At 53.4% G+C, this 26,413-nt stretch carries 23 protein-coding genes and 1 tRNA gene; 2 read left to right on the forward strand and 22 right to left on the reverse strand.

Going from position 1 to position 26,413, the window contains the following annotated elements; translation table 11 throughout:
- Window positions 1-5 precede the first annotated feature (5 nt).
- The 10 genes from VXK30_RS10510 to VXK30_RS10555 form a co-directional block, all read right to left on the reverse strand.
- Window positions 6-1,457: a 4Fe-4S dicluster domain-containing protein gene (locus VXK30_RS10510; protein WP_275717613.1), complete on the reverse strand. Its 1,452-nt coding sequence runs from the start codon at window positions 1,455-1,457 to the stop codon at window positions 6-8.
- A gap of 17 nt (window positions 1,458-1,474) precedes the next feature.
- Window positions 1,475-2,653: a SpoIIE family protein phosphatase gene (locus VXK30_RS10515; RefSeq protein ID WP_275717612.1), complete on the reverse strand. Its 1,179-nt coding sequence runs from the start codon at window positions 2,651-2,653 to the stop codon at window positions 1,475-1,477.
- Window positions 2,650-4,362: a [Fe-Fe] hydrogenase large subunit C-terminal domain-containing protein gene (locus VXK30_RS10520; RefSeq protein ID WP_275717611.1), complete on the reverse strand. Its 1,713-nt coding sequence runs from the start codon at window positions 4,360-4,362 to the stop codon at window positions 2,650-2,652. Before VXK30_RS10520 ends, VXK30_RS10515 begins: the two co-directional genes overlap by 4 nt.
- 28 nt (window positions 4,363-4,390) lie before the next feature.
- Window positions 4,391-4,645 carry a (2Fe-2S) ferredoxin domain-containing protein gene (locus VXK30_RS10525; protein WP_329493235.1) on the reverse strand — a complete coding sequence of 85 codons (255 nt, stop codon included), beginning with the start codon at window positions 4,643-4,645 and terminating at the stop codon, window positions 4,391-4,393.
- A gap of 334 nt (window positions 4,646-4,979) precedes the next feature.
- Entirely contained in the window at window positions 4,980-5,780 is an 801-nt protein-coding gene (locus VXK30_RS10530; RefSeq protein WP_275717610.1) for a hypothetical protein, read from the reverse strand.
- The gene (locus VXK30_RS10535) at window positions 5,774-6,472 is read right to left on the reverse strand and encodes an ABC transporter ATP-binding protein (RefSeq protein ID WP_275717609.1); all 699 of its coding nucleotides are present in this window, start codon (window positions 6,470-6,472) and stop codon (window positions 5,774-5,776) included. Before VXK30_RS10535 ends, VXK30_RS10530 begins: the two co-directional genes overlap by 7 nt.
- Entirely contained in the window at window positions 6,472-6,840 is a 369-nt protein-coding gene (locus VXK30_RS10540; RefSeq protein ID WP_275717608.1) for a GntR family transcriptional regulator, read from the reverse strand. Before VXK30_RS10540 ends, VXK30_RS10535 begins: the two co-directional genes overlap by 1 nt.
- 134 nt (window positions 6,841-6,974) lie before the next feature.
- Window positions 6,975-7,562, reverse strand: coding sequence for a hydrolase (locus tag VXK30_RS10545; protein WP_275717607.1), 588 nt, complete (start codon window positions 7,560-7,562; stop codon window positions 6,975-6,977).
- 86 nt (window positions 7,563-7,648) lie between these two features.
- Window positions 7,649-8,899, reverse strand: a complete 1,251-nt coding sequence (locus VXK30_RS10550; RefSeq protein ID WP_275717606.1) for a [Fe-Fe] hydrogenase large subunit C-terminal domain-containing protein — start codon at window positions 8,897-8,899, stop codon at window positions 7,649-7,651.
- Window positions 8,900-9,228: 329 nt separating this feature from the next.
- Window positions 9,229-9,303: transfer RNA gene (locus VXK30_RS10555), tRNA-Thr, on the reverse strand.
- Between the two features lie 275 nt (window positions 9,304-9,578).
- Here VXK30_RS10555 and VXK30_RS10560 point away from each other — a divergent pair.
- Window positions 9,579-9,950, forward strand: coding sequence for a helix-turn-helix domain-containing protein (locus tag VXK30_RS10560; protein WP_275717634.1), 372 nt, complete (start codon window positions 9,579-9,581; stop codon window positions 9,948-9,950).
- Window positions 9,951-10,107: 157 nt separating this feature from the next.
- Entirely contained in the window at window positions 10,108-10,707 is a 600-nt protein-coding gene (locus VXK30_RS10565; RefSeq protein ID WP_275717605.1) for a DUF4364 family protein, read from the forward strand.
- A 184-nt stretch (window positions 10,708-10,891) separates the two neighbouring features.
- On the opposite strand, the gene VXK30_RS10570 is transcribed toward VXK30_RS10565, so the two are convergent.
- From VXK30_RS10570 to VXK30_RS10625, 12 genes are all read right to left on the reverse strand, one after another.
- Entirely contained in the window at window positions 10,892-11,155 is a 264-nt protein-coding gene (locus VXK30_RS10570) for a pro-sigmaK processing inhibitor BofA family protein (protein WP_275717604.1), read from the reverse strand.
- Between the two features lie 2 nt (window positions 11,156-11,157).
- Entirely contained in the window at window positions 11,158-11,430 is a 273-nt protein-coding gene (locus VXK30_RS10575; protein ID WP_275717603.1) for a DUF2508 family protein, read from the reverse strand.
- Between the two features lie 122 nt (window positions 11,431-11,552).
- Window positions 11,553-13,676, reverse strand: a complete 2,124-nt coding sequence (gene rnr, locus VXK30_RS10580) for a ribonuclease R (protein ID WP_275717602.1) — start codon at window positions 13,674-13,676, stop codon at window positions 11,553-11,555.
- Between the two features lie 119 nt (window positions 13,677-13,795).
- Window positions 13,796-14,044: a preprotein translocase subunit SecG gene (secG, locus tag VXK30_RS10585; RefSeq protein ID WP_275717601.1), complete on the reverse strand. Its 249-nt coding sequence runs from the start codon at window positions 14,042-14,044 to the stop codon at window positions 13,796-13,798.
- A gap of 218 nt (window positions 14,045-14,262) precedes the next feature.
- Window positions 14,263-16,494, reverse strand: coding sequence for a DNA gyrase/topoisomerase IV subunit A (locus VXK30_RS10590; RefSeq protein WP_275717600.1), 2,232 nt, complete (start codon window positions 16,492-16,494; stop codon window positions 14,263-14,265).
- Window positions 16,495-16,544: 50 nt separating this feature from the next.
- The gene (locus VXK30_RS10595; protein ID WP_275717599.1) at window positions 16,545-18,524 is read right to left on the reverse strand and encodes a DNA gyrase/topoisomerase IV subunit B; all 1,980 of its coding nucleotides are present in this window, start codon (window positions 18,522-18,524) and stop codon (window positions 16,545-16,547) included.
- A 157-nt stretch (window positions 18,525-18,681) separates the two neighbouring features.
- On the reverse strand, window positions 18,682-20,580 hold the full coding sequence (gene ftsH / locus VXK30_RS10600; protein WP_275717598.1) for an ATP-dependent zinc metalloprotease FtsH: 1,899 nt from the start codon (window positions 20,578-20,580) through the stop codon (window positions 18,682-18,684).
- A 7-nt stretch (window positions 20,581-20,587) separates the two neighbouring features.
- Window positions 20,588-21,163: a hypoxanthine phosphoribosyltransferase gene (gene hpt, locus VXK30_RS10605; protein ID WP_042081954.1), complete on the reverse strand. Its 576-nt coding sequence runs from the start codon at window positions 21,161-21,163 to the stop codon at window positions 20,588-20,590.
- Window positions 21,160-22,542: a tRNA lysidine(34) synthetase TilS gene (gene tilS, locus VXK30_RS10610; protein ID WP_275717597.1), complete on the reverse strand. Its 1,383-nt coding sequence runs from the start codon at window positions 22,540-22,542 to the stop codon at window positions 21,160-21,162. Before tilS ends, hpt begins: the two co-directional genes overlap by 4 nt.
- Complete coding sequence (gene dnaB, locus VXK30_RS10615) at window positions 22,532-23,899, reverse strand: replicative DNA helicase (protein WP_275717596.1); 1,368 nt, start codon at window positions 23,897-23,899, stop codon at window positions 22,532-22,534. The genes tilS and dnaB overlap by 11 nt, the downstream gene beginning before the upstream one ends.
- Window positions 23,900-23,943: 44 nt before the next feature.
- On the reverse strand, window positions 23,944-24,396 hold the full coding sequence (gene rplI / locus VXK30_RS10620; protein WP_275717595.1) for a 50S ribosomal protein L9: 453 nt from the start codon (window positions 24,394-24,396) through the stop codon (window positions 23,944-23,946).
- A gap of 30 nt (window positions 24,397-24,426) precedes the next feature.
- Complete coding sequence (locus VXK30_RS10625) at window positions 24,427-26,394, reverse strand: DHH family phosphoesterase (protein ID WP_275717594.1); 1,968 nt, start codon at window positions 26,392-26,394, stop codon at window positions 24,427-24,429.
- Between the last annotated feature and the right edge of the window lie 19 nt (window positions 26,395-26,413).

The raw sequence follows: 26,413 nt of genomic DNA on the forward strand, positions 1-26,413 counted from the left end.
CCCCTTTATTCTTGGGAATCTGTGGTCATTTTAATCTTTGAAAAATCGTGTATGTTCTGAATGTTTTCAAGGATGCCGCGGTGATCCGCGGACGCCATCAGCCTGCTGCGGTTTTTCAGAAGCTTCTGCAGCTCCTCCACGCCGCCGGGCCCGGCGATACAGCCGCCCTCGCACGCCATGCCCTCCACAAAATCTTCCTCCAGGCGTCCGGCGTTCAGGAGCATCAGAGTCTTTTTGCACTCGGCCGCGCCGTTGCATTTTACGCAGGTAAACGGCAGCTCAAAATTCTGTTCCTCCAGCGCCTGCCTAACCGCGCCGGAAACGCCGCCGCTCTGCGCAAAGCCCTTGCCGGCGCGGCTTCCGTCCTGCTCGTTTTCCGCTTCCTCAAGGACGTTGATCTCCCTCGCGCTGAACATGGCCTCAAGCTCTTCAAAGGTCATGACATAGTCGGCGGTATCCTGAACCTTCCGGATTTCAATTTTCTTGGCAATGCAGGGCCCGATAAAGACGACTTTGCTGCCGGGATGCTCCGCCTTTATGTATCGGACGGTCAGCGTCATGGGAGAAGCGGTGTGCGAAATCAGCGGAACCAGCTTCGGAAAATGCTTTTCTATCATCTCCACAAAGGCCGGGCAGCAGGAGGTGGTCATCTTCCGCTTGCTTTCCAGCGCTTCCCGGAGCTCCTGCGCCTCATGGAAAGTCGTTGCGTCCGCACCGAGGGAAACCTCTGCGACGCCTGTAAAGCCCAGCTTTTTGATCGCGGATTTCAGCATGCCGACATTGGCGGCGCCAAAATGCCCTTCAATGGCCGGCGCGAAAACCGCGTAGACCGGCTTGCCGGATTTGATTTCCTCAATCACGTTGACAATGCTGGAACGGTCGGTGATTGCGCCGAAAGGGCAGTTTTTCGTGCAGGCGCCGCAGTTGATGCAGCGGGAATAGTCGATGGCGGCCCGCTTGTATTCATCTTTTGTAATCGCTTTGACGGGACAGGCCCGGATGCAGGGGCGCATGGTGTCGGAAATCGCATTGTACGGACAGGCTGCAGCGCAGCGTCCGCATTCCTTGCATTTGGCGGGGTCGATGTATGCGCCCTTGGGAGTAATGGAAATGGCGCCGAACGGGCAGGCCGCGTGGCATTTTTTCGCGAGGCAGTGCTGACAGTTGTCCGTGACGTTAAAGCGGTTGATCGGACAGCCCTCGCAGGCCGCCGTAAGCACCGCGACGATATTGCCGTCATCCTGTCCGGGCAGGTTTTCCCCGCGCGCGGAAATCAGGCGTTCCCGGATAATTTCACGCTCACGGTAAATACAGCAGCGGAATTCCGGCAGAGGCCCCGGGATGATTTCATAAGGGATGGTGTCAAGGTGTTCCTTCAGCGTGCCTTCGTATGCGTATTGAGCGGCCTTGGTCAGTACTTCGTATTTTAATTGCTTGGCGTCATTATTATATTGCATGAATAATCCTCATCCGTTTAATAGTAATATTTTTCTACTTTTTTGCCGAGCTGCTGCACAAGGGTGCAGAGCTCTTCGATCAGCTTGATCTTAATGCTCAGGTCGGCCGGGAGGCCGGGGTTCTGGTGGGCGGGATTGATCGCCCTGCCGATATAAACCTTCAGGTCGGTACAGTCCTCCAGAAGAAGCCTGGCGAGCATTGCCGCGCCGTTCGGCTGGTCCAGGACATGAAAATAGTAGGAGTCGGTCTGGTGGGAAAGATAGTCCTTCAGGATTTCCACCGTCCGGCTGAGAGTCAGGACGCCCTCGGTCACAAGGTCGATCCCCTCTATTTTTCCGGTGGGCGGAATATCCGGATCTGTGTAATGAATCGTGGTCTCGATCTTCCGGTTCAATACTCTGGATACGATATTGGCGCTTGTTCCCCCGCAGACCACCCTCTTTCCCGGGGAGGTCATAAAATCATGGACGATCCTGGCGTCGTCCTCCTTGCGGACCGGCGGCCCGGAAAGAAGGCTGACCATACAGCGCGGGGTGACTTTTAAAATCAGATTGGTGGAATCGTCCCCCGGCTTTCCCAGATAAAGCTCGTTGACGGCCTGCGACAGCGAAACTGCAAGCCGCGGCGCGGACGTTTCCTTCAGGGTCGTCTTGGCAAGCCATGCGGAAACATTTTCCCAGTTCCAGCCGAAATTGAGCGCCTGACCTACGCCGGCGTAGACAATGCCGTCGCTGACAAGGGCGATCACATCTCCGGGACAGACGGTAAAATGGCTTTCCGTTACAGTCTTTCCGGCGCATTCTTTGATTTCCGAGCAGTTCTCCAGATCAATGGTCCTGCCGTTTCGCACAAAGATGCAGGGAGGATTGTCAAACTCCACCAAAGAGACGTCGCCGTCGTCGGACACCCGGATGACGCTAAAGGTGGAATAGGCCAGCTTGCGGATATTGCAGACCGGCAGCGTTTTGGCGATGGTCTCGACCGCCTCCACCAGAGTCGCTCCCTCTTCCAGCATGGTGGAAATAATGCTGGAGGTCAGAGTGGAAAGGATATTGGCTTTTACACCGCTGCCCAGCCCGTCGGCCAGAACCGCGATGGTGGCGTCCTTTGTGCGCGAGACGATCACCTTGTCCCCGCACAGCTCTTCGCCGTATTTATTCAGACTTCGATACGCGGTGTCAACATGCATTTTCATTGTTTATCACCGTCAAACACAATCATATTTTTCAGTTTTGTCAGCGTGACCTTTGTTTCCGCCGTCGTTTCCCCGAGCAGGCTCGCAATCTGCTGCGCGGCTACCATTTGTTTGTCAATGACCTTCTGGGCCATCTCCATGGTTTCGCTACGGAGCTTATACTTGCTTTCCAGCTCCGCTTCCTCACGGGTGATATCCTTGTAAATCCCCATGGCGATGTTCTGCTTTGCGATATACACAATGGTCTGCATCGTGGTAATTCCATAATCCCGGAAATGCACCTTTTTGTCCGGGATGGACTGTCTTGCGTCAAAAACATACTGAAAATCGGAGGAATCCATAATCTCGTAAATGCATTTCTGCAGAGCCTCGTGGCGGGAAATCTGAAACGCCTTCTCCGCCGCGGTGTTGAATTCAATAATATTCAGGTCCTTGTCAACAATGATGGTGATGTTGGGCGTTTCGGTCAGCACACAGTTGGAAAGCGATTCGGCGCGTTCCTTCATATACGGCATACACATGGTCAGTTCGGCCTTGTTCTGGTAGACGGCAACCGCCTTGTCCCGGCAGGTCGGATAGCCGCAGGAACCGCAGTTGAGCTCATCCTCCGGCGACTCCTTGCCGATTTTCGCCAGAATCATGCGGATCGTCGCTTCATCAGGAATATCTTCCCGCACGGAACAGTCCACAAACTGCATTCCCATAGGAATCTGCTCCGGTAGATTGGGATATTCACCGGCGTCCTCACCGGCGTATTTTCTGACCTTCATGGAGGAGGAGAAGCGCGAAGCCGCGTCCCTGTTGGAAATCGGCCCGTTGACGCAGCCGTCCCTGCACATGTTGATCTCTATGAAGCAATGCCGCAGATCGCCGCGTTCCAGCGCTTTGCAGAGGTCAATGCATTCCGCGGAGCCGCTTACACTGAGCATCTTCCAGTCGTCCGTATCGCCCATGGCGCGCAGGGAAGCGATGATTCCGTCCGTCACCGGATACATCCGCAGGATTCGCGAGCTTGGGTTGAGAAAGGATGCCGGCTGCGCTTCATGAATAAAAATATGCTCTTCCTCCATCCATCTGGCCAGATCGTCAAAGGTAATCACGGCGTCCACATCATTGTTGTGGCGGATATCGGCGGCCTCGCCGATCTTTGCGATGCACGGGCCTACGAATACGACGCGGGTACCGTATCCAAAGGTCTTTTTCAGCAGCCTGGCGTGCGCGATCATCGGAGAAACCACGGGCGCCATCTGGCCGACCAGGGACGGATAATAATGCTCGATCAGCCTGTTTGCCGAAGGGCAGCAGGTGGTAATGATGTTTTCCATGCGGTTTTCCTGCATCAGCCGGTGGTACTCCGCCGTCACATAAGCCGCTCCCATGCTTGTTTCGGCTACGCCGTAAAAGCCCAGAGCTTTCACAGCCCCCGCAAACTTTTGCACATCATCAAAATCAAAGGAGCCCACGTAGGACGGGGCCACGGAAAGAATGGCCCGGACGCCCTTCCCGATCATTTCCCTGACAGCCGCAGCATCGCTGTTCAGCGTCTTTGCATTCTGCGGGCACTGCTCCAGGCAGGTTCCGCATAAAACACAGTTCCGCTCAATAATCTGCGCCTGTGCATGTTCCACTTTAATGGATTTAACCGGGCAAACCTTTACGCACTTATAACAGTTTTTACAGTTTGCCGCCTTTAAACCGATAATCCCCATTTTATGTCCCCACTTCCGCTTTACTCAGTTACTTGATTCTCGGCACAATTTCGTAGTTAAAAAATGATTCTGCTTCGGACGGAGTAACATTGAAGCGCTCCTCGTCCACACAGATGCATACGCCGTTCTTGGAGCATTCCCCCATACAGAACGACCCTTTGAGCGTAACTTTGTCCTCCAGACGATGAAACGCTATCAGCCTTTCAAAAATTTTGATGACGTCGCGCGAACCCTTCAGATGACAGGAACTTCCTATACAGATCGTGATTTCCAAAGTTGCCATCCCTCTCACTCATCATTTGTTAATTTTTTAACATATAATTTACAGCATTTCCGGTTGATTCTGCAACAAGTTTTAGTTTCTCCCCCCGCCGGAGGCGGGGGGAGGGGGGGGAACCTGTTTTGTTCCGCAAACTGAAATGGAATTGCCGTAGTGCGCTTCGGCTTCTTTCACAGCCAATTTCGGACAAAGGTCTTACAAGGAAAGGTATTGCAGGCTGTATTTATTATAAAGTTTTTCAAGGCTAATTTCAATACGGTTAGCGCATTTACAGTCCTTCCCATAAAAAAGCGGGCGCGCCGCACGGCGCGCCCAAAAAGCTGTATTTGCGTTCAGCCTATTCCAGATTCAGTTTCTTTTTCAGCATCCAGTTGGTCAGAAAATAATACGCCGCTCCGAACACAAGCATATACGCCAGCAATGCCAGCAGCAAATACTGGACCGCCAGAATCTGGTCGGAATTGGCCGCCGTGCTGAGCCAGTTGAAATAGCGGGTAAAGTTTCCGCCGAAAGACGTCAGCAGAATGGAAGTGACAATCTGCTCGATCACGCCGAAGCCCAGATAAGCACCGATGCCGAGCAGGATCTTATGTTTGGAGCTCATGTTGCCCACCGTGATGGAGGCATAGATCGTAAGGACCTGGCAAAGGACACCGGCAACCGCCAGCAGCAGGCTTTCCAGAAGGATCATATAGGCCCCGGGGCCCACCCTGCTTAAGAGGTCCATACAGGCCGCGAAAAACTGCTGGAGGGACAGAATGGTCTTATCGTTTACCGCCAGCACAAAAACGGACGCCAATGATACAAGAACGCTCAGAACCGTCCACATCAGGGAGACGAGCATCTTGCAGTCGATATGGCTGTGAATCTTCACCGGCAGCGTAAAGGACAGGTATCCCTCGTCAGACAGCAGATTCTTGTTGTAGCGCTGAATGGTGACCACCAGCGTCATGACGCAGATGCCGATAATAATGATCCCGAAAACCGTTGCGGAAATGACCTGCGGGATTCTCAGGTAGTCGGCGTTCACCGCGATGAAGAACTTATTCAGCAGCGCGAAAACGATCAGAAGCGCATACATCGGCAGAAAGATTTTGGCCGTCGCCTGTATTTCATATTTCAAAAGTTTCCTCAGCATTTAAATACCTCCCTGAACAGCGCATCCACGCTCTTATTCTCTTTTTCACGGATGTCGTCGACCGTGGAGGTCAGCACGATATTGCCCTGATTGATAAAGACGACCTCATCCAGTACCTTTTCAACGTCCGCAATCAGGTGGGTGGAGATCACGATAGTGGCTTCGTCGCTGTAATTGCTGATGATCGTGTCGAGAATGTAGTCCCTTGCCGCAGGGTCCACACCGCCGATCGGCTCATCCAGCAGATAAAGCTTTGCCTCGCGGCTCATGACCAGAATCAGCTGTACCTTCTCCTTTGTGCCCTTGCTCATGGTTTTCAGCCTTTGGGCGGGGTCCACGCCGAGCCGGCGGAGCATGTCATACGCCTTCTGCTTATTGAAATCTTCATAAAAATCAGCAAAAAAATTGATCATACTGTTGACATTCATCCAGTCGTTCAGGTAGGTCCGCTCCGGAAGATAAGAAACCATCTTCTTTGTTTCTATGCCCGGTTCCATCCCCTCGATCAGGATTTTTCCGCTGGTCGGTGTAATCAGGCCGTTGGCCAGCTTGATCATGGTGCTTTTGCCGCTGCCGTTCGGGCCGAGCAAGCCGACAATCCTGCCTTTGGGTATGGCCAGATTGATCGAGTTCAGTGCCAGACATCCGGGAAAGAATTTCACCAGATTTTGGCATTCCAAAATGTTCTCCATTATTTTTCCTCCTTCGATATCCTCTCAAGCAGAGAGATTGTCTGCTGCCTGTCATAGCCTAAATTGCCCATGTTTTCTATAAATTCTTTGATCAGTCCTTGAGCCAGACTGTTTTTCGTCTGCATAATGCGCTCCACATCCTCTGTTACAAATCTGCCGCTGGTACGCTGTGAATATAATAAGCCGTCATTCTCAAGCTGCGCCAGCGCGCGCTGCATGGTATTCGGGTTGACAGAAGCCTCTCCGGCCATGTCGCGGACCGACGGCAGCTTTGAACCGGCAGGATAAACGCCCGATACGATCAAAAGCTCTATCTGTTCGATCAGCTGCGCATAAATCGGTCTGTCGGATTTCAAATTCCAGGCCATGGATCCACCTCCGTTCTGTATTATTGTACTAATAACTTAATACAATAATACATCATATTTTCAATTTGTCAATAGCATTTCAAAAAAAATAAAAGAAAACGCCGGAAGCTTCCCTCCGGCGCATGTTTTGAAATTTATTTCCCGTGTACGGAAGACGTCCCCTTTTCACAAAGATAGGTGCTTTCCAGATCCGAAAGATGCAGCTTCACGGCAATAGGATATTTCTGCCACGCCAGACCGATGGAAAAGCTTCCGCCCCGGACGGATTCGTCGAAGCCGCCCATGTGCCAGCGGATGGCAATCGCCTCGCTGGTTTTGAGGCGCATAAACCGCTCGATCAGAAAGACCGATTTTTCACCGTGACCGTACGGATAGCTGTCCTCTATCGTATAGTACGGGCGCTTTTCCCACGCGCCGGTCTCTTCGTTTTTCACATTGCGGGTGCTCTCTTTATAAAACTGGGCTTTGCAGACGTCGTGCAGAAGCCCGCAGATGGCAAAGCTTTCTTCACTGTCCGTCTCCGCGTTGAAGTGTTTATCCATCATCACGCGGTACACGCTGACACTGTGCTGAACAAGTCCGCCCAGACAGGCGCAGTGAAATTTCGTGCTTGCGGGCGCGGTAAAAAAGTCGGTGGTTTTCAGCCATTCCAGCAGCTCCGCGCTCCCGGCCCTCGTGATTTTGGATATGTATATTTTTTCAAAGTCCTCTTTGTATCCCATAACAAATGCCCCCATTCTATGGTATTATTATATCATAGAAACGGGGGCATTCATAGACCCTGCTTTTAAATTACAAATCAAACTTCTCAGAATTTGCGGGTAAAGATATCGCTGTGTTCGATCAGGCTTTCCACCGTGTCAAAGCCAAGCCGGTGCAGCAGTTCGATCACATAGGGGTTGTCTATCGGGGTCTGATAGACGGCTTCCTGTCCGTACTGGTTCACGTTTTTGCGGCCCTCCCCGCGGGGGATCAAAGCCTTCGGCCCGCCGACACAGCCGCCGACACAGCCCATACCCTCCAGGAAGTTTGCGTCGATTTTTCCGGCCAGCAGATCGTTGATCATCGCCTTGCAGGCGGGAACCCCGTCGGCCTGATGGGCGCGGACGGTGATTTTCCGGTCGGGGCTTAAACGTTTGGACGTCCTCTGGACCGCCTCGCTGACGCCGCCGCTTCTGGCGTAAATTCTTCCCGCGCGCGACGAATGGTCGCGTTCGTCCTCCGGTAGCGCGGCAAGATCCAGCTTTGCGAATTCAAAAACATCCTGTATTTCCTGAAAGGTCAGGACAAAGTCCGTGGAATCCGAAATATCCGGCTCGCGCGCCTCGGCCTTCTTGGCGATGCAGGGCCCGATAAAGACGGTAAGCGCGTCCGGATGAATGTCTTTAATGGCGCGGCCGCAGGCGACCATGGGGGAAACCGCGCCGGGCACATGGGGCATCAGCTCGTGGTACACCTTGCGGATCATGGCGATCCACATGGGGCAGCAGCAGCTGGTAAGCTGGAAGTCGGTTTCCCTGACGATATTTTTATTGAACTCGAGCGCCTCTTTCAGGGTAAGGATATCCGCAAAAAGGGCAACCTCGACCATACCGGCAAACCCGAGCATCTTAAAGGCGGTGCGCAGTTTTCCGGGAGTCACGTCTTTGCTGAACTGGCTGATAAAGGCGGGGGCAATCATTGCGTAAACGGGTGCCTTTGCTTCATGTACGGCGGCAAGCGCGGGCAGAATGTCGCGGCTGGCCGTCAGCTTTTTGGCCTGGCAGCTCTCAATACACTCGGAGCAGCCGACGCACAGGTCTTTCTTAATTTGAACGTTTCCCTTTTCATCCCTGTAAAGGGCGTCAAAAAGGCATTTCCCCTCGCAGGGCGCCTGCTCGCTGCTGGAGCATTTACATTCGCCAATGCGAAGCACCGGCGCGTACTTTTCCGGATTCAGCAGACAGTCGAGGTGGTGCGGGTCGAATTCCTGCTCCCGAATTTTTTCAAGCTCCTGCGGTTCCCTGTTTTCCACCGAAGCTTTTACAAGTCTTTCGTATAATTCATTGAATGTAGTCATGCTTTCCCTCCTGTCCTGTTATTGTATCCGTAAGATACATTTTCAATCATCTGGTACATTCTGTATTTTCTTACGGCAAAATCATAACACATAGAGGATTTTTTTTAAAGAGATACGGAAGATTTCATGCATTTTTGTCTGTTTTCCGATACAGAAACTGCAAATATTTTCGCCGTAATGAAATAAATGAAATAATAGGCCGGAGATATGATATAGAATAAAAGAGAACTCTATAGAAAATCAAAAAAGGCATATGGGCCTTTGGCGCAGACAAAAACAAAACGCACCTCACAAAGTGAAGTGCGCGATTGCGTCCAGCTTCAGGCTGGTGGAGCTACTGGTCAGAATCGAACTGACAACCTGCTCATTACGAATGAGCTGCTCTACCATTGAGCCACAGTAGCGTAATGGAAAAGGCGTAAGCACTTTCATTTTCCGAACTCGGGAACTGCTCTTTGCACTGAAAATGCTTGTCTGAACAGCCAACTAAGATATTATACAAAATCAGAATGCACACGTCAAGAGCTAATCAAATAAATTTATTGTTAAAGGATTATTTTTAGGTGAATAAACATCACGTTATTATCGTGACGGCATTATATATTATATAATCTTGATTAATGCAAGCCCTTTGGCACTTCTTATAAAGGTGGTGTGACCTATTATTGAAAAAATCCATATAAACGAAAGGCTACGCGAGCTGCGTATAAAAAGCGGCTACACACAGGTGCAGATCGCAAAAATATTAAACATTGACCGCTCAACCTATTCGTACTATGAAATTGGCAAAACAACACCCGATATAACCGTACTGATGACCCTTGCCAAGGTCTTCAATATTGCCATAAATGATTTGCTGGCCGATGAAGGAACACCGGAAACGGTAGCGGACAGCGGGGCCAAATTCAACTTTATTTACAGTAAAAAAAATACAAGCCATATTTACGAGCTTTCCAGCAATGAGAAAATCCTGGTCGGTGTGTTCCGTTCCTGTACTGTGCAGGAACAGGAAAAAATATTGAAATACCTGAAGGAAAATATAAAAAAGTAACGGAAGCCCCTTAATCCGGATTGAAAGAAATCCGGTTGTATGTTAAAATAACAGCAGTACACGTTCCGAGTCAAAGCCAAGCCTGCTCCGGCGATTGAGGAGTACGTTTGCTTTGGCTTTTTTGCGTAGAATAAAATATTTGCCGGAGGTGTTGTTTATGGATTTTGACGCTTTTACCGGAGGGATCGAGCCGGGTGGACTCCGCAGCAAGAACGAGATACGCATTTTAATTTGCTATCTGCTGTCAAGCCTGGATGCACCGCTTTCAAAAAGCGATATTGTAAATATCATTCAGGACAACGGACTGGCAAACTATTTTGAAGTCACCGACGCGCTGGCGGAGCTGATCGAAAAGGGGAATATCATTGTCAGCGGAGAAAAGGACGAGCTCTGCTCGGCGAGCGGCACCGCCCGGATGATCGCCAAACAGCTGGACAGGGCACTCCCCCACGTTGTACGGGACAAAGCGGTCGCGGCCGCGATCAACCTGCTGGCCAGGACAAAGCGCGAACGGGAAAACAAGGTGGAAATTACAAAAACCGAACGCGGCTACAACGTCGTCTGCCATATTTCCGGCGGCGATATGGATCTGATGAACTTTACCCTGCATGTCCCGGATCTGTATCAGGCCAACATGGTAAAGCACAACTTTCACCAGTCGCCGGAAAACGTCTACCGGATGCTGCTGGCGCTGGTGACCGGAAACAGCGAAATGGCCGCCGATATTTTGAAGGACCACACGGCGGCGCTCAAATAAAATAAAAAAGACGGGCAAAGCCCGCCTCAAGCTGTCGATAAATTCACTTCTCCTCTTTTGGCTCCCTCTTTGAGGGAGCTGGCGCGCCCGGCGCGACTGAAGGAGTGCGAAGCTTGAGGGAACCGGACTCCCCCAGTCAGGCTTCGCCTGCCAGCCCCCTCCCCGAGGGGGCCTTTTCTTCGTCTCATTTTATAATCAGATTCAAAAGCAGCAGCAGGGTCACCCCCGGAAGACCGGCGGCGCCGGAAACCCCTATGGTAAGCGGACTGAGCGGCAGGCTGACTCCGGTAAAAAATCCGGTCAGATTCACCGCAGCAAGCGCGCAAAGACCCATAATGACACCGCCCGCCGCACGCTGCACGGGCTTTTTTGCCTTGACGATCACCTGAATCACCACGAGAAGCGCAAATACCCCGCACATGGAAAGCATAAGAATCAGATCGGGCAAAATCACACCCCCATTTCCTTGCATTTGAAAGGAGGACAGCTGATCCCCCGCTGTTTTGCCAGGTTCAGCAGATATTTGTAACGGGAATGGAGTTCTTCGCGCTGATAAATACAGGCGTCTATCAAATTTTCGTCACATTCCAGTTCGAACCAGCAGTCGTTGCAGGCGATCAGACGACAGACTTCCTTGATTTCTTCCAGGATTTGCTTTTTATCATCATTTTCCTGAACAGCTGCGCAATCCGTGCGCTGCACCAGTTTTAAAACAGATTCCATACTAACAGCTCCGCCTTTCGGTTTTATATTTATGTTAGTATGATGGTCAAATATGCCAAAATTTATACCAATGTTTCAATATTTTGCCAATGAAGAGGGACTTTTTATGGAAATAAACGCAATTAAGGTTCCACGTTTACAGAAGTATCCGGAATAAAGTCGATTCTGCCGCTCGTCACATCCGCGGCGACCGCCCGGACGGCAAGCTCCTGCCCGATGGTCAGCTTGCGGCCGGTGTTCTCGTCGACCTGCGTGATAACGCCGTCAAAGCGGAAACGTGCACCTTCAAAGCTGTCGACCGGCACAAAGCCCTCGACGGAATTCGGCAGCTCCACAAAAACGCCGCGCTGGGTCACCCCGCTGATGATTCCGGTATAACATTCGCCGATATGCTGCGTCATATATTCCGCCATATAGCAGTCCTCCGCGCTGCGCTCGGCCTGCATGGCGCGGACTTCCGCGGAAGAGGAAGCGGAGGCGGCGGCGTTCGCAAAGGTCAGGAACCTTCTGTTCAGCTCTGCCCTGTCCTTCGTTTCCAGCATGGCGGAAAGGATGCGGTGGATAGCCGTATCCGGATAGCGGCGGATGGGAGAGGTAAAGTGGCAGTAGTCCGCAAGCGCAAGCCCGAAATGCCCGATCGGGTTCGTATCGTAGCGCGCCTTTGCCATCGTCCGCAGAAGCTGATGGGAAATGACCTTCTGCGCGGGCGTGCCCTCCGCCTGATGCATGATGTCGGCGAAGTCGGCGGTGGTAACGTCCCCTTCGTGCTTCAGGCTGCGCGCGTTCAGCCCGAGCGCCCCCACGAGCTGCGCCAGGTTCTCCACACGCTCCGGACTGGGCTGCTCGTGCACGCGGTAGACAAACGGGAGGGCATTCGCTTTGGCCAGCTTGGCGGCGGCCTGATTGGCCGTAATCATCAGCTGCTCGATCATCTGCTCGGAAACGCCCGTCTGCCGGGGCTCCACATTGACGCAGACCCCTTCCTCGTTCAGCGTGAATTTGGATTCCGTGCTGTCCAGATCGACCGTTCCCTTCTGAATGGAACGCGCCTTCAAAAGATCGACGAGCTCCTTTGCCGCGTTGAGCGAGCGGATGACCGGAGCGTATTTTTTCCGCAGACCGGCGTCGGCCGTCTTGTCAAACAATTGGTTCACTTCCGAATAAACGCCGCGCACCTTGGAACGGATCACGCTTTTCCGGAACTGGTAGGAAAGGATTTCCCCCTGTCCGTCCAGCTGGATAATGGCGGAAAAGGTCAGCTTGTCCTCTCCGGCGTTCAGCGAGCAGACCCCGTTGGAAAGCTCCTTGGGAAGCATGGGGATGACGCGGTCGGCGAAATAAACGGAGGTCCCCCGCTCCAGCGCTTCCGCGTCGATGGCGCCGCCCTCTTTTACATAATGGCTGACATCCGCGATATGGACGCCGAGCTTGTAGCCCGTTTTTGTCCGGCTGACGGAAATAGCGTCGTCCAGGTCCTTCGCGTCCGCGCCGTCAATGGTGCAGATGCTAACGTCGCGCAGGTCAAGCCTGCCCTTCAGATCCTGTTCCGTAACCGTACCCGCGGCGATTTTTTGCGCTTCGAAAAGGACTTCGTCCGGAAATTTGGTCCGGATTCCGTTCTGGTCGATGATGGCGTCCGCACAGATTTTTGCGCTGCTCGATTTCCCGTAGACCTTGACGATCCGCGCGGAAAGCAGGGAGGTGCGGGGCGCACGGAATATTTCCGCCTGAACCTTGTCCCCGTCCCTCACGTTCTTTGCGGAGCTCTTTTCCACCGGAATATGGTAGCGGATCGCATCGTCCGGGACAATTTCGCACAGTCCCTTGCCCCTGCTGAGCGTACCGGCAATGACCCGGCTGCTTTTTTCCGAAATCTCGTCCACATGGGCGCTCGGCCCTTTGGCGCTCTGCTTCACATGCTTCAGGAGAACCGTGTCGCCGATAAAGGCCTTTTTCAGATTGTCGGCGTGAATAAACAGGTCCTCTCCGCCGTCCGACGGGCGCGCGAAAGCAAAGCCTTTGGAAAGGGACACGATGGTCGCCTTGACGGTTTTCCTTTCCTCCGGCAGACGGACGCGGTGTTTTTTATTGACCTCCACGGCGCCCTCGTCCCTCAGCTGATTTAACGCGCGGTAAAAGTTTTTGTTATCCTTTACCCCAAGTTTTTTGAGCAGTCCGCGGGAAGTGATGCTCTGCGGATAAGCCTGCATGTATTGTATAATTTTCCTCTTGATTTCCTCTAACATGGTTCCTCCGAATTTATTATCAATTTTATGATTCCCATTTTTAAACAACCTGCGTAAAACGAGGCGGCGCGCCGATAAGAAAAGCCCCGCTTTACACAAGCGGGGCTTTAGCATTCAAGTTACTTCAAAAAGTACATGTACGCGTTGATACCGATCACCAGTACAAAGAATCCAATTGCAATCACTTTTGTCCACCGGGCAAGAAACGAATCTACCGAACGGGCCTTATTCTTTGAAAGAAAAGTATCGGCACCGCCTGTAATCGCCCCGAGTTCCTGCTGATGCCCTTCCTGAAGAAGGACGACAATCGTTATAGCAACTGAAAATATTAATAATATAATCCCGAATATAACCTCGACAGCTGACATAGCGCACCTCCGAATATTCTTGCATAAACAACTTAAACTATACTAACATAAAAAGTGCGTTTTTGCAAGCATATTTTATGTGCATTCTCAAGTTTTATGCATATGGAAAAGGCAAAAGGGCAATCTAAGTACGGACTCATCAAAGCGTCTGCGTTTGCCGCTTTGACCTGACCCGCCGCTGGACTGCTATTGGCTTTTCAGCGGCGTTTTTTATTATTTTACAGCTTCAGCTGCTCCCCTGCAGTTTCTTCCGCAGTGGGAAGGGACCCGGAAGCCGGAATGTTTTTGCGGTAGCGGTTCGGGTTGACCAGCATCCCTTCGCTGTACGGCTCCGCACGAAGCAGCCTGCTGCCTTTGCGGAGCGTCATGACGGCGACGCCCTGCGTGCTGCGCGTGGACTTGCTGGGAACCGCGCCGGTATGAACCAGAAGAATCCGGCCCTGAAGCGACGTCAGCATAAAGTCGCAGTCCTCTTTTACATACGCAATCCGCACGGCCGGGGATTTGTCGCAGTAGGCATTTAAAAGCTTGCGGCGGTTCGTTTTTGTGGCATAGGCGGACATGTCGACCTTTGCGGCTTTGCCGTTTTCGAAAAAGAAAAGCATATAGCCGTCATAGTCGTGGGTAACCGCCATATAGAGAGCGTTCTCGCCCTCGTCCATCCCCAGCTTCGCGGGGATGTACTCTCCCAAAACGCTCGCCTTGGTGTCGCCAAAATCGTTGGCCTTCGCTTTATAGACCTGACACCGGTCGGTAAAAAACAGCAGGTCGGCGGTGTTGCTGTCCTCGATATGCTGTACGACCTCGTCGTCCTCCTTGAGCTTCTGCTCCCCGCTCATGCGCAGGGAAAGCGGGGTGATTTTCTTGAAGTAGCCGTCCCGCGTAAAGAACAGGTTCACCGGGTAATCCGCCACTTCCTCCTCCGCCGAATACTCCTCGATCTCGTTCTGATAAATCATCATGGTTTTACGGGGCTGGCCGTATTTTTTCGCCACGGCGTCCAGCTCCGAAATAATAATGCTTTTTACCTTGGATTTGCTGTCCAGCACGGACTGCAGCTCGGCAATCTCTTTTTCCAGCTGGCCGATTTCCTCGGTGCGCTTCAGAATATACTCGCGGTTCAGGTGGCGCAGCTTGATTTCCGCGACGAATTCCGCCTGCGTCTCGTCGATGCCGAAGCCGATCATCAGGTTCGGCACGACCTCGCTCTCTTCCTCCGTACGGCGGACAATGGCGACCGCCCTGTCGATATCGAGCAAAATAGCCTGAAGGCCCTTGAGCAGATGCAGCTTGTCCTTCTTTTTCGCAAGATCGTAGAAGGTGCGGCGGCGGACGCATTCGACGCGGAACGCGGTCCATTCTTCCAGCAGCTCCCGGACGCCCAGCACGCGCGGAATGCCGCCTACAAGAACATTGAAATTACAGGAAAAGCTGTCTTCCAGCGGAGTCATCTTAAACAGGCGCTGCATCAGCCTGTCCGGCTCCACGCCGCGCTTCAGATCGATGGTGATCTTTAAGCCGTCCAGACCCGTTTCGTCGCGGATATCGGAAATATCCTTGAGCCTTCCCTGCTTGACCAGATCGACGACCTTCTCGACAATGGCTTCCACCGTCGTGGTGGGAGGGATCTGGGTAACGTCAATACAGTTCGCGCTCTTATCATAGGCATAGCGCGAGCGGATGCGCACGCCGCCGCGTCCGGTGCGGTAGATTTCCTCCATCGCGGCCCGGTCGTAAACCAGCTGGCCGCCGCCCGGGAAGTCGGGTGCCAGCAAGGTGGAAGCAACGTCGTGCTCCGGGTCGCGCATCAGAGCGGCGGCGGTCTGGCACACCTCGCTCAGGTTGAAGGGACAGATGGAGCTCGCCATTCCGACCGCGATGCCCGTGTTCGCGTTGACCAGCACGGACGGGAACGTAGCTGGCAGCAGGGTCGGTTCCTTTAAAGTATTATCGTAATTGTCTACAAAATCGACGGTATCCTTATCGATATCCCGGAAAAGTTCCTGACAGATGTCGTCCAGACGCGCTTCCGTGTAACGGGAAGCCGCCCAGGCCATATCGCGGGAATAGAACTTTCCGAAGTTGCCCTTGGAATCCACATAGGGATGCAGAAGCGCCTCGTAGCCGCGGCTCAGGCGCACCATGGTATCGTAAATGGCGGCGTCGCCGTGGGGATTCAGCTTCATGGTCTGGCCTACGATGTTCGCGCTTTTGGTGCGCGCGGAGCCAAGAAGCCCCATTTTGTACATGGTATATAAAAGCTTGCGGTGGGACGGCTTAAAGCCGTCGATCTCGGGAATAGCCCGGGACATAATCACGCTCATGGCGTAAGGCATGTAATTTTTTTCAAGCGTATCGGTGATCTGCTGCTCCACAACCGCGCCCGCGCCCTCAATGACGCCGTGCCCGCGCGGCGGCGGCGCCGACTGCTCCGTTCTCTTTTTTGGCATTCTGGTTTACACCCACATTCATTAAAATTTATCCGTATTCATTTTTCAGCTTAGCTTACATCCGCTGAATCAATATAGCTGTATCCGTTTTCCGCGATATAATCCTTCCGGCCGCTCAGATTGTCGCCGAGCAGAAGGTCAAACATTGCGCTGGTCCTTGCCGCGTCCGTGGGCATCACCTTGATCAAGCGGCGCGTCGCCGGGTTCATCGTAGTCAGGTTCATCATGTCCGGCTCATTTTCACCCAATCCTTTGGACCGCTGGATCGTAAACTTTTTTCCGCTCAGCTTTTTCAGCACTTCGTCCTTTTCCCGTTCGGTATAGGCAAAATAAGTATTGTCCTTCGCCGCGATCTCAAAAAGCGGGGATTCGGCGATAAAGACCTTCCCTTCTTCGATCAGCGTAGGGGTCAGGCGGTACAGCATGGTCAGAAGCAAGGTCCGGATCTGAAAACCGTCCACGTCGGCATCGGTGCAGAGGATAATTTTATTCCAGCGAAGAAGGGACAGGTCGAAAGAGGACAAATCCTTGTTTGCCTTCGACTTTACCTCGACGCCGCAGCCCAGCACCTTGATCAGGTCGGTAATGATATCGTTCTTGAAAATCTTGTCGTAGTCGGCTTTCAGGCAGTTCAGGATTTTGCCGCGGATCGGCATAATGGCCTGAAAATTCGGGTCGCGCGCCTGTTTGCACGCGCCGAGGGCGGAATCTCCTTCCACAATAAAGATTTCCCGCTCGCTCACGTCGCGGCTGCGGCAGTCCACGAACTTGGCGACGCGGTTCGTGATGTCCATATTGCTGGTGAGCTTTTTCTTAATGTTCAGGCGGGTTTTCTCCGCGTCCTCGCGGCTGCGCTTGTTGATGAGCACCTGCGCGGCGATTTTGTCCGCGTCGGCGGGATTTTCGATGAAATACACCTCAAGCTGATGGCGGAGCATCTCCGTCATCGCTTCCTGGATGCCTTTATTGGTAATCGCCTTTTTGGTCTGATTTTCATAGGAAGTCCGGTTGGAGAACGAGGAAATAATCAGCACAAGGCAATCCTCGACGTCTGCAAAAGTGACTTTGCTTTCGTTTTTGTTGTACTTTCCCGTCTGCTTCAGATAAGCGTCGATCTGATAGACAAACGCGTTTCGCACCGCCTTGTCGGGCGCGCCGCCATGCTCCAGCCAGCTGGAGTTGTGGTAATATTCGATCAGCTTGTTCCGGTTGGAAAACGCCACCGCCACATTGATTTTCGTTTTATACAGGGGCTTGTCCGCGCGGTCGCGCACCTTGCGCTCCGCCTGCCAGAACTGGACGGGAGTAAGAGCGTCCTCCCCCGCTATTTCCTTGACGTGGTCCACGATCCCCTGCTGATACAGCATTTGGGTCTCTTCAAAACCGGAAGCGGTCTGGTTGCGGAACAAAAAGCTGATGCCGTCGTTGACGATCGCCTGACGCCGGAGCACGTCCAGATAATACTCCACCGGCACATTGATGTCGGTGAATACCTGCAGGTCCGGCTTCCACCGGATGATGGAACCGGTATCCTTTTTATTGTATGTCTCTTTTTTCAGCCCGCCGATATTTTCCCCGTGCTCAAAGTGCAGGGTGTAGCGGAACCCGTCGCGGCGGACCTCCACATCCATATATTCCGAAGCGTACTGTGTGGAACAAAGCCCAAGGCCGTTCAGGCCGAGGGAGTACTCGTAGCTTTCGTCCGAATCATTGTTGTATTTTCCGCCGGCGTAAAGCTCGCAGAACGCAAGCTCCCAGTTAAAGCGCTGCTCCTTCTGGTTATAATCGACCGGGCAGCCGCGGCCGTGGTCCTCTACCTGAACCGAATTGTCGCTGAAACGCGTGATGGTGATCTGTTTGCCGTAGCCTTCGCGCGCCTCATCGATGGAATTGGACAGTATTTCAAAGATGGAATGCTCGCAGCCCTCTATGCCGTCCGATCCGAAAATGACAGCAGGGCGCCGCCGCACGCGGTCCGCGCCTTTCAGGGAGGAAATACTCTCGTTTCCATATTCCGTTTTCTTAGTCATACCAACATATCGCTCCTAAAATCTATTCACTGTTTTTGAAGTTCCTTTTGCAGAACACGGCAATTTGCGCTTTCCGCACAATCGTATCAACTTTTATTATACATAAATATTTCAGACAACAAAAGGGGAAATGTGGCAACATTCCCCCCTGAATTCTTTATTCTTCTGTAGCGCCGGACAGCTGACCCCCATCGGAAACCTCCTCCGGAGGTTCGGGTCCCTTCGCTTCCATCATCTCTTTGAACTGTTCGCCGGACATCTTTTCATTCTGGTAAAGGAATTTCGCTACTTCGTGCAGCTTATCCATGTGTTCTCTCAAAATGCTTTCCGTTCGGTTGTAAGCGGTCGTCATCAGATTTTTGACTTCCTTGTCGATCACGGACGCCGTCTCTTCGGAATAGTTCCGGATATGGCCCATATCGCGGCCAAGGAACGGCTCGCCCTGATCCTGCCCGTAGGTGATCGGGCCAAGAGCGTCGGTCATGCCGTATTTTGTGACCATGCTGCGCGCAAGCTTCGTGGCGCGCTCAATGTCGTTGGAAGCGCCCGTGGAAATATCGTCAAGCGCAAGCGCCTCGGCAACGCGCCCGCCCAGCAGCACCACCAGGTCCTCCTGCATCTCCTTGCGGGACTTGTAGGAACGGTCCTCGGTCGGAATCTGCATGGTATAGCCGCCGGCCATGCCGCGGGGAATGATGGAAATCTGGTGAACGGGGTCCTGTGTGGGGCAGAAATAGGTGGAAACCGCGTGGCCGCCTTCGTGATACGCGGTCAGGGTCTTTTCCTTTTCCGTCATCACATGGCTCTTTTTCTCGGTACCGACCACCACCTTGATGGTGGCCTCCTCGATTTCCTCCATGGTAATGGCCTTCAGGCTCTTTCTCGCGGCCAGGAGCGCCGCTTCGTTCAGAAGGTTTTCGAGATCCGCGCCGGTGAAGCCGGCGGTGGATTTCGCAATTGTTTTCAGATTGACGTCCGGCGCGATCGGCTTGCCGCGCGCGTGGACCTTCAGGATTTCCTCGCGGCCCTTGATATCCGGATAGCCGACCATGACCTGACGGTCAAAACGGCCCGGACGCATCAGGGCGGGATCGAGGATATCGGGGCGGTTGGTGGCGGCGATCATGATGACGCCTTCGTTCGCACCGAAGCCGTCCATTTCCACCAGCAGCTGGTTCAGGGTCTGTTCCCGTTCGTCGTGCCCGCCGCCGAGACCGGCGCCGCGCTGGCGGCCGACCGCATCGATTTCATCGATGAAGATGATGCAGGGAGAGTTCTTTTTCGCCTGTTCAAACAGGTCGCGCACACGGGAGGCGCCGACACCGACGAACATTTCAACGAAGTCGGAGCCGGAAATGGAGAAGAACGGCACGCCGGCTTCTCCGGCCACAGCGCGCGCCAGCAGGGTTTTACCGGTGCCCGGAGGGCCCACGAGCAGCACGCCTTTCGGAATACGGGCGCCAAGCTCGTTGTATTTTTTAGGGTTCTTCAGGAATTCGACGATCTCACGCAGCTCTTCCTTTTCCTCGTCGGCGCCCGCCACGTCGGCAAAGGTCGTCTTGCGCTTTTCGTCCGCCATCTGTTTGATCTTGGCCTTGCCGAAATTCATCTGCTTGCCCGCGTCGCCCATGCTGGTATTCAGGCGCTTCATCATAAACCACCAGAACAGGACCATGATGCCGAGGGTGACAAGCATGGGAAGCATGCTGGCAAGCCACGACGTTTCCGCCGGATGCTTCAGGTTATAGACCATCTGGGCATTCGGATGATCCTCGTCGTACCGTTTGATATCATCGCGGATATCGTCGTAGAGCAGCTGGGCGTTCGGGGCCACATAGGATATCTGCGTCTTGTCCTTCAGCTTGATGATCATTTCGCCGCTGCCCATGTCCATGGAAAACTCCGGAACCTGCTGATTCTGGAAGTAATGCAGGATATCGGAATAATTATAGGTCTTTTGCGGCCTGTTGCCGTAAATCATGGCAATCAGAATAAACAGCAAAATAGGCACTCCAATAAACAGGCCGATATTTTTAAGTGTTTTTTTGTTATCCAAATGAAGTTCACTCCTTACTTGAGTCGCCTGACGCCTTTCGGTCAGCTTCCTCGTAAACCTCCGGTTTCAGAATTCCCACAAACGGAAGGTTCCTGTATTTTTCATCAAAGTCAAGGCCGTAGCCGACTATGAATTCATCCGGAACGACCGTTCCGGCGTAATCAGCTTTTATGTGGGCAGTCCGTCTGTCCGGTTTATCAAACAGAGTGCAGACCTTAATGCTCTTCGGGGAGCGGGACTGAAGCAACTCGAGTATGTAGCTTAAGGTCAGCCCGCTGTCAAGAATATCTTCAACGACCAAAAGATCGTAACCTTCCAAGTTAATGTCCAGGTCCTTAACGATTTTCACCACGCCGGAAGTCTTTGTTCCGGAACCATAGCTGGAAACGGACATAAAATCAATGCTGCAGGGAATGGTGATTGCGCGCATCAGATCAGCCATAAAAACCACGGAGCCTTTCAGTACACTGACCATCAAAAGGTTTTTATCCCTGTAGTCCTCGCTGATCCGTTTGCCCATTGTCTGTACAATGTCAGCAAGCCGCTCCTCGCTGAACAGTACGGACTGAATATCATTTCTCATGTTTCGAACTCCTTAATTATTATTTCCGCTATATTGTGAGTGCCCTCGGTGACACAGGCGCGCTGTGAAACACCAAAACCCTCTATCCAGAGAATTTCCCCGCCGCTTTCAAGCATTGCAATTTTACCGCGCAGAGACGGCGCAACTGCCCCTTCGTTGAAAAGCTTTTTGAGGCTCTTTGTGACACCGCGTCCGGCAGGACGGAAAGTGTCGCCGCTCCGTCTGTTCCTAACAGAGATAGTACTAGATATTGTATCATAGTTAATTAGATTATTAAATAACAATTTATTAAATTTGTGGCATTTTTCCAATTCTTTTTCGGTCAGTTTTACGACGTTGAGTGTTCTTCCGTCCGGCAAAACGGTTTTTGGGGCGCTGAAAGGTACGCTCCACTCCCCAAAAGAAGCCGGGCCGCTTCCGGCGGCAATAGAAAGAGTATTGCCCTGTGCGGTGCATTGTATTCTTCCCGCAACGGTTGCGGAACCGGCGCCTTCGCGCACAATTTTGGCGACGGCCTCAATATGGCGGCTTTCCAGCCTTACCCTGCGCACCTTTTCCACACCCATGGCGATTGCCCGCGAAAGCAGCGGACCGGGCAGCCCGCGCAGCGTTTCCAGGCGGTACCCGCCGGGGCAGACGGCTGCTTTTAGCCGTTCGCGCGCAAGCGCGTTCAGATATTCGTCGTCCTCGCTCAGACGGCCGGTCATTCCGAAAACCGCCGACTCAAAGGCGGGATTGATTTCGCGCAGAACAGGGATGACGCCGAGCCTGATTTTATTGCGCTCATACTCCGCTTCAAAATTCGTGCTGTCCGTCACATAATGCAGGCCGTAATGCGCACAGTAGGCTTCCACCTCGGCGCGCGTAATGCCGATCAGCGGGCGGATAATATTTTCCCGCACCGGCGGGATTCCGCGCAGGCCGCGCGTCCCCGCGCCCTTTGCCAGGTTCATCAGAACGGTCTCGGTGCTGTCGGACAGCGTGTGGGCCGTTGCGATTTTCCCGTTTTCGCCGGCAAGTTCTTTGAAAAATCCGTAGCGCACCTTGCGCCCGCACTCCTCAAGGCCCTCGGATTTCTCCGCGGCCAGAGCGCGCACATCGGCGCGCAGAATTTTCAGCCCGACTCCATTTTCCCCGCACCACAGGGAAACAAAGCGCTCGTCGCCGTCGGCTTCTTTTCCGCGCAGCCCATGGTTAATATGCGCCGCGATCAGATGAATATGACGGGGTTTCCCATATTTTAAAAGAAAATGAGCAAGCGCCAGGGAATCCGCGCCGCCGGAAAGGCCGACCACAACGGTACAGCCCGGGGGCAGCATGTTCCACCTGACGATTACTCCTTGAATCTTATTTTCAATATTTAAAATGTCACTGTTCACTGCGGACAACCTCCTGCGCCGTAAAGCGCATGAACTCACCCTGCCAGTGCAGAGGGATCGTCTTCGTTTCCCCGTGGCGGTTTTTGGCGACAATGCATTCCCCGCTGTTGCGGTCGGCGTTTTCATTCGGCGTTTCCGCGTCCTGATAGTAGTCCTCGCGGTACAAAAACAGAACGATGTCCGCGTCCTGCTCAATGGAACCGGAATCACGCAGGTCGGACAGAACCGGGCGGTGGTTGGTGCGCTTTTCGCTGTCACGGGCCAGCTGCGAAAGCATCAGCACCGGCACGTTCAGCTCCTTCGCCATGATCTTCATATTACGGGTAATGGCCGAAATTTCCTGAACACGGTTGTCGGTTTTGCCGGCGGCGGTCATCAGCTGCAAATAGTCGACTACCACCAGATCGACATCCCTGAGCCGTCTGAGTTTGGCCTTCATTTCGCCCACCGTAATGGACGGGTTGTCGTCGATATAAAACTGGGTTTTGGAAAGGACGTCGCCCGCCTCAATAATGCGGATCCATTCATCCTCGCTTAATTTCCCGGTACGCAGCTTGGTGCCCCCGACCAGAGCCTCGGTGGACAGCAGGCGCGACGCCAGCTGTTCCTTGCTCATTTCCAGCGAGAAGAACGCGACCCGCTTGTTCGCCTTTACAGCCGCGTGCCGCGCGATATTCAGCGCGAAGCTGGTCTTTCCCATGCCGGGACGCGCGCCGAGCAGAATGAAGTCGGTGCGGTTCAAACCGGTGATGGTGTCGTCCAGCTCCTTAATACCGGTCGGCACGCCTTTATACAGATCGGCGTCCGGGGAATTCAGCAGATCGAGCCGGTCGAAGGTCTGCACGATGATTTCGTCCAGACGCTGCAGCCCCTGCATATTTTTGCCGCGCCGGATATCAAAAATGCGCTGCTCCGCGGAATCGAGCAGAGTGGCCGCGTCGGCCGCGCCGGAGGAAGCCTCCTCGATGATATCGCGCGAAGCGGTGATCAGGGTTCGCACATCATATTTGTCCCGCACGATACGGGCATAGGATTCCACATTGGAAATGGAGGGAACGAGCTGCGCAAGCTGGAGCAGATAGGTCTTTCCGCTTGCCTCGTCAAAGCCCGGCGTTCCCTTCAGCCGTTCCAGAAGGGTAACGAAATCCACCGGCTGGGCCATGGTGAACATCTCCAGCATGGCGGAATAAATCAGGCTGTTGTTTGTCTGATAAAAATATTCCGGCCTCGGAAGAATCTCCGCGACGCGGTCCAGACAGGAGGAATCCAGAAGGACGGCGCCCAGAACGGACTGCTCCGCTTCGGGGCTGAACGGCAGATTCAGCGCGCTGTAGCCGCCCGTTACCATCTCATCCATCTTCTTTCCCCCTCTCTGTCATCGTTCTGTCATTCTTTAACGGATCATGATTCCTTTTCGCCGATGACAGCGAAAACCTTAGCGGTAATTCCGTTGTAAAGCTTGATTTCACATTCATAGGTGCCGAACGCTTTAATGTCGGCGTCCAGAACAATCTTGCGCTTGTCAATATCTACATGATAGGCCTTTTTGAGCTCTTCCGCAATTTCCTTCGCGGTGACGGAACCGAAAATCTTACCGCCCTGCCCCGCTTTCGCGTAAAGCTTCACGCTTTTTTCATTGATTTTCTCCGCGGTCTGTTTCGCGGCGTCTATTTCCGACTGAATTTTAAAAGCCTTCGCTTCCGCGGCGTTTTTCAGTTCGTTCATCGCCTGGGCGTTCGCCTCTTTGGCCAGCTTGCGGGGAAACAGAAAGTTGCGGGCATAGCCGTCGCTGACATTGACCAGATCCCCTTTTTTGCCGGTCCCTTTCAGGTCTTCAAGCAGAACTACCTTCATTGATGATTACCTCCATTATCTGAAATTGATTTATTGCATCGCCTTTGCCATGGTGTCCTGTAAAACGGCGATCAGCTTTTCGCGTGCCTGCCAGACCGTAACGCCGGTGAGCTGCGCGCCCGCCATCGTCAGATGGCCGCCGCCCCCCAGAGCCTCCATGATCAGCTGTACGTTGATTTCGCCCAGCGAGCGGGCGGAAACATTCACCACGTTATTTCCGGTCGGGAACAGCACGAACGAGGCGTTCACGCCCTGAATGGACAGAAGCTCGTCCGCCGCCTGCGCCGAGGTGATGCGGATATCCGGAAATTCATGATCGGCGGAAGCGATTGCGCAGTCGCCGAAAATCTCCGCGCCGGAAACGATCTGATACTTTGCCTTATAGGTGTCGATCGTATCGGAAAACATGCGTTTTACTTCCACCGTATCCGCGCCGCGCCGGCGAAGATAGGCCGCCGCCTCAAAGGTGCGGACACCGGTTTTGAGCACGAAATTCTTGGTGTCGAGCATAATGCCCGAAAGCAGCGCCTCGGCCTCGGTCTGCGTGAGCGTGTTTTCACCGATATACTGGACAAGCTCGGCCACCATTTCGGAGGCGGAGCTTGCGTAAGGCTCGTGATAGAAAACGAGCGCGTTTTCGATATGCTTGACCATCATGCGGTGGTGGTCGATAATGACCACCCGGGAAACCGCGTTTAAAAGCTCCGCGCTTTCCACGAATTCCGGGGAGTGGGTATCCACAACGATCAGCAGCGATTTCGGCGTCGCCATGGACAGCGCTTCCATGGGAGAAATAAAGACTTTTCCGTTGCCCGCGCCCGAGGCTTCCATGGACGCGATCAGCGGGGACGCAAGGCTCTGCGAACGGTTGATCACGACAAAGGCGGGCTTTTTCAGCGCCTTCGTCACCGCGCTCCACATGCCCACAGCCGCGCCCACACTGTCCAGATCGGAAAATTTATGACCCATAATCAGAACGTTGTCGCTGTTTTTAATATGGTCGGTAAGGGTTGCGGCGATGACCCGGGTACGCACCTTGTCGCGTTTTTCCACCCCTTTGGAAAGGCCGCCGAAGAACTCGTATGTATCGTCCTTTTGTTTGACGGCCACCTGATCTCCGCCGCGGCCCAGCGCCATGTCGAGCGCTTTGCGCGCCCACTCCTCACACTCCGACAGGGATTCCGCGCCGCGCCCCACACCGATGGAAACCGTGGCGCTGCGCCTTTCCCCCGCTTTGATCCCGCGGATAGTGTCCAGAATCTGAAAGCGCTTTTCCATGGCGTCCCGGGTGTGGGCTTCGTCGGTCAGAACCAGATAGCGTCCGCCGCTCAGCCGCTTGAGAAAGCCGCCCATGCTCTGCGCCCAGGTAATCAGCGCGCCCTCCACCTCCGACGCGATGCGGGAATCCTCGCTGCCGCTGGAATCGCGGGCGAGCTCCTCCCGGTTGTCGAAGCTTGCCAGCGCGACAACCGGGCGGCGTTCGATATATTCACGGTTGATTTCCTTGTAATAGGTGTCGTCCACAAAATAGACCACACTGCCGTATTCCGTTTTTGCGGCAAAGACGGTGTACTGCCTGTTCTCTACGGTAATATCCGTTCCGCTTTCGGTGATAATCTGGCGGATCGTTTTCGGGTAAATGAACTTTAAAATATTTTCCCCGCGGCATTCGCGCTTGACGCTGACTTTTTCCGCGAAGGCGTTATTGACCCAGATGATGTCCCCTTCCTCGCCAATCACCGCAACCGGCATCGTGAATTCCTGCAGCGCGCGGTACTCCTCTCCGGACAGAATTTTCTGAGCGCTTTTCACCGCGGTGGCTACATGCGCCTTGAAACGTTCCGTGGAAAGGATGACGGCAATGACGGAGCCGATGGAAAATGTCATCTCGACGGCAAACAGAATATGGCTGTAAAAATAGCTGACGCCGGCCATAATGAGCATAACCGCTGTGATGACAAAGAATACCGGCGAAGACACCCATACTTTTCTCTTCAAAATGATTACCCCTTTGGCG

It is taken from the genome of Caproiciproducens sp. CPB-2 (genome assembly GCF_036287215.1).
Taxonomy (GTDB): Bacteria; Bacillota; Clostridia; order Oscillospirales; family Acutalibacteraceae; genus Caproiciproducens.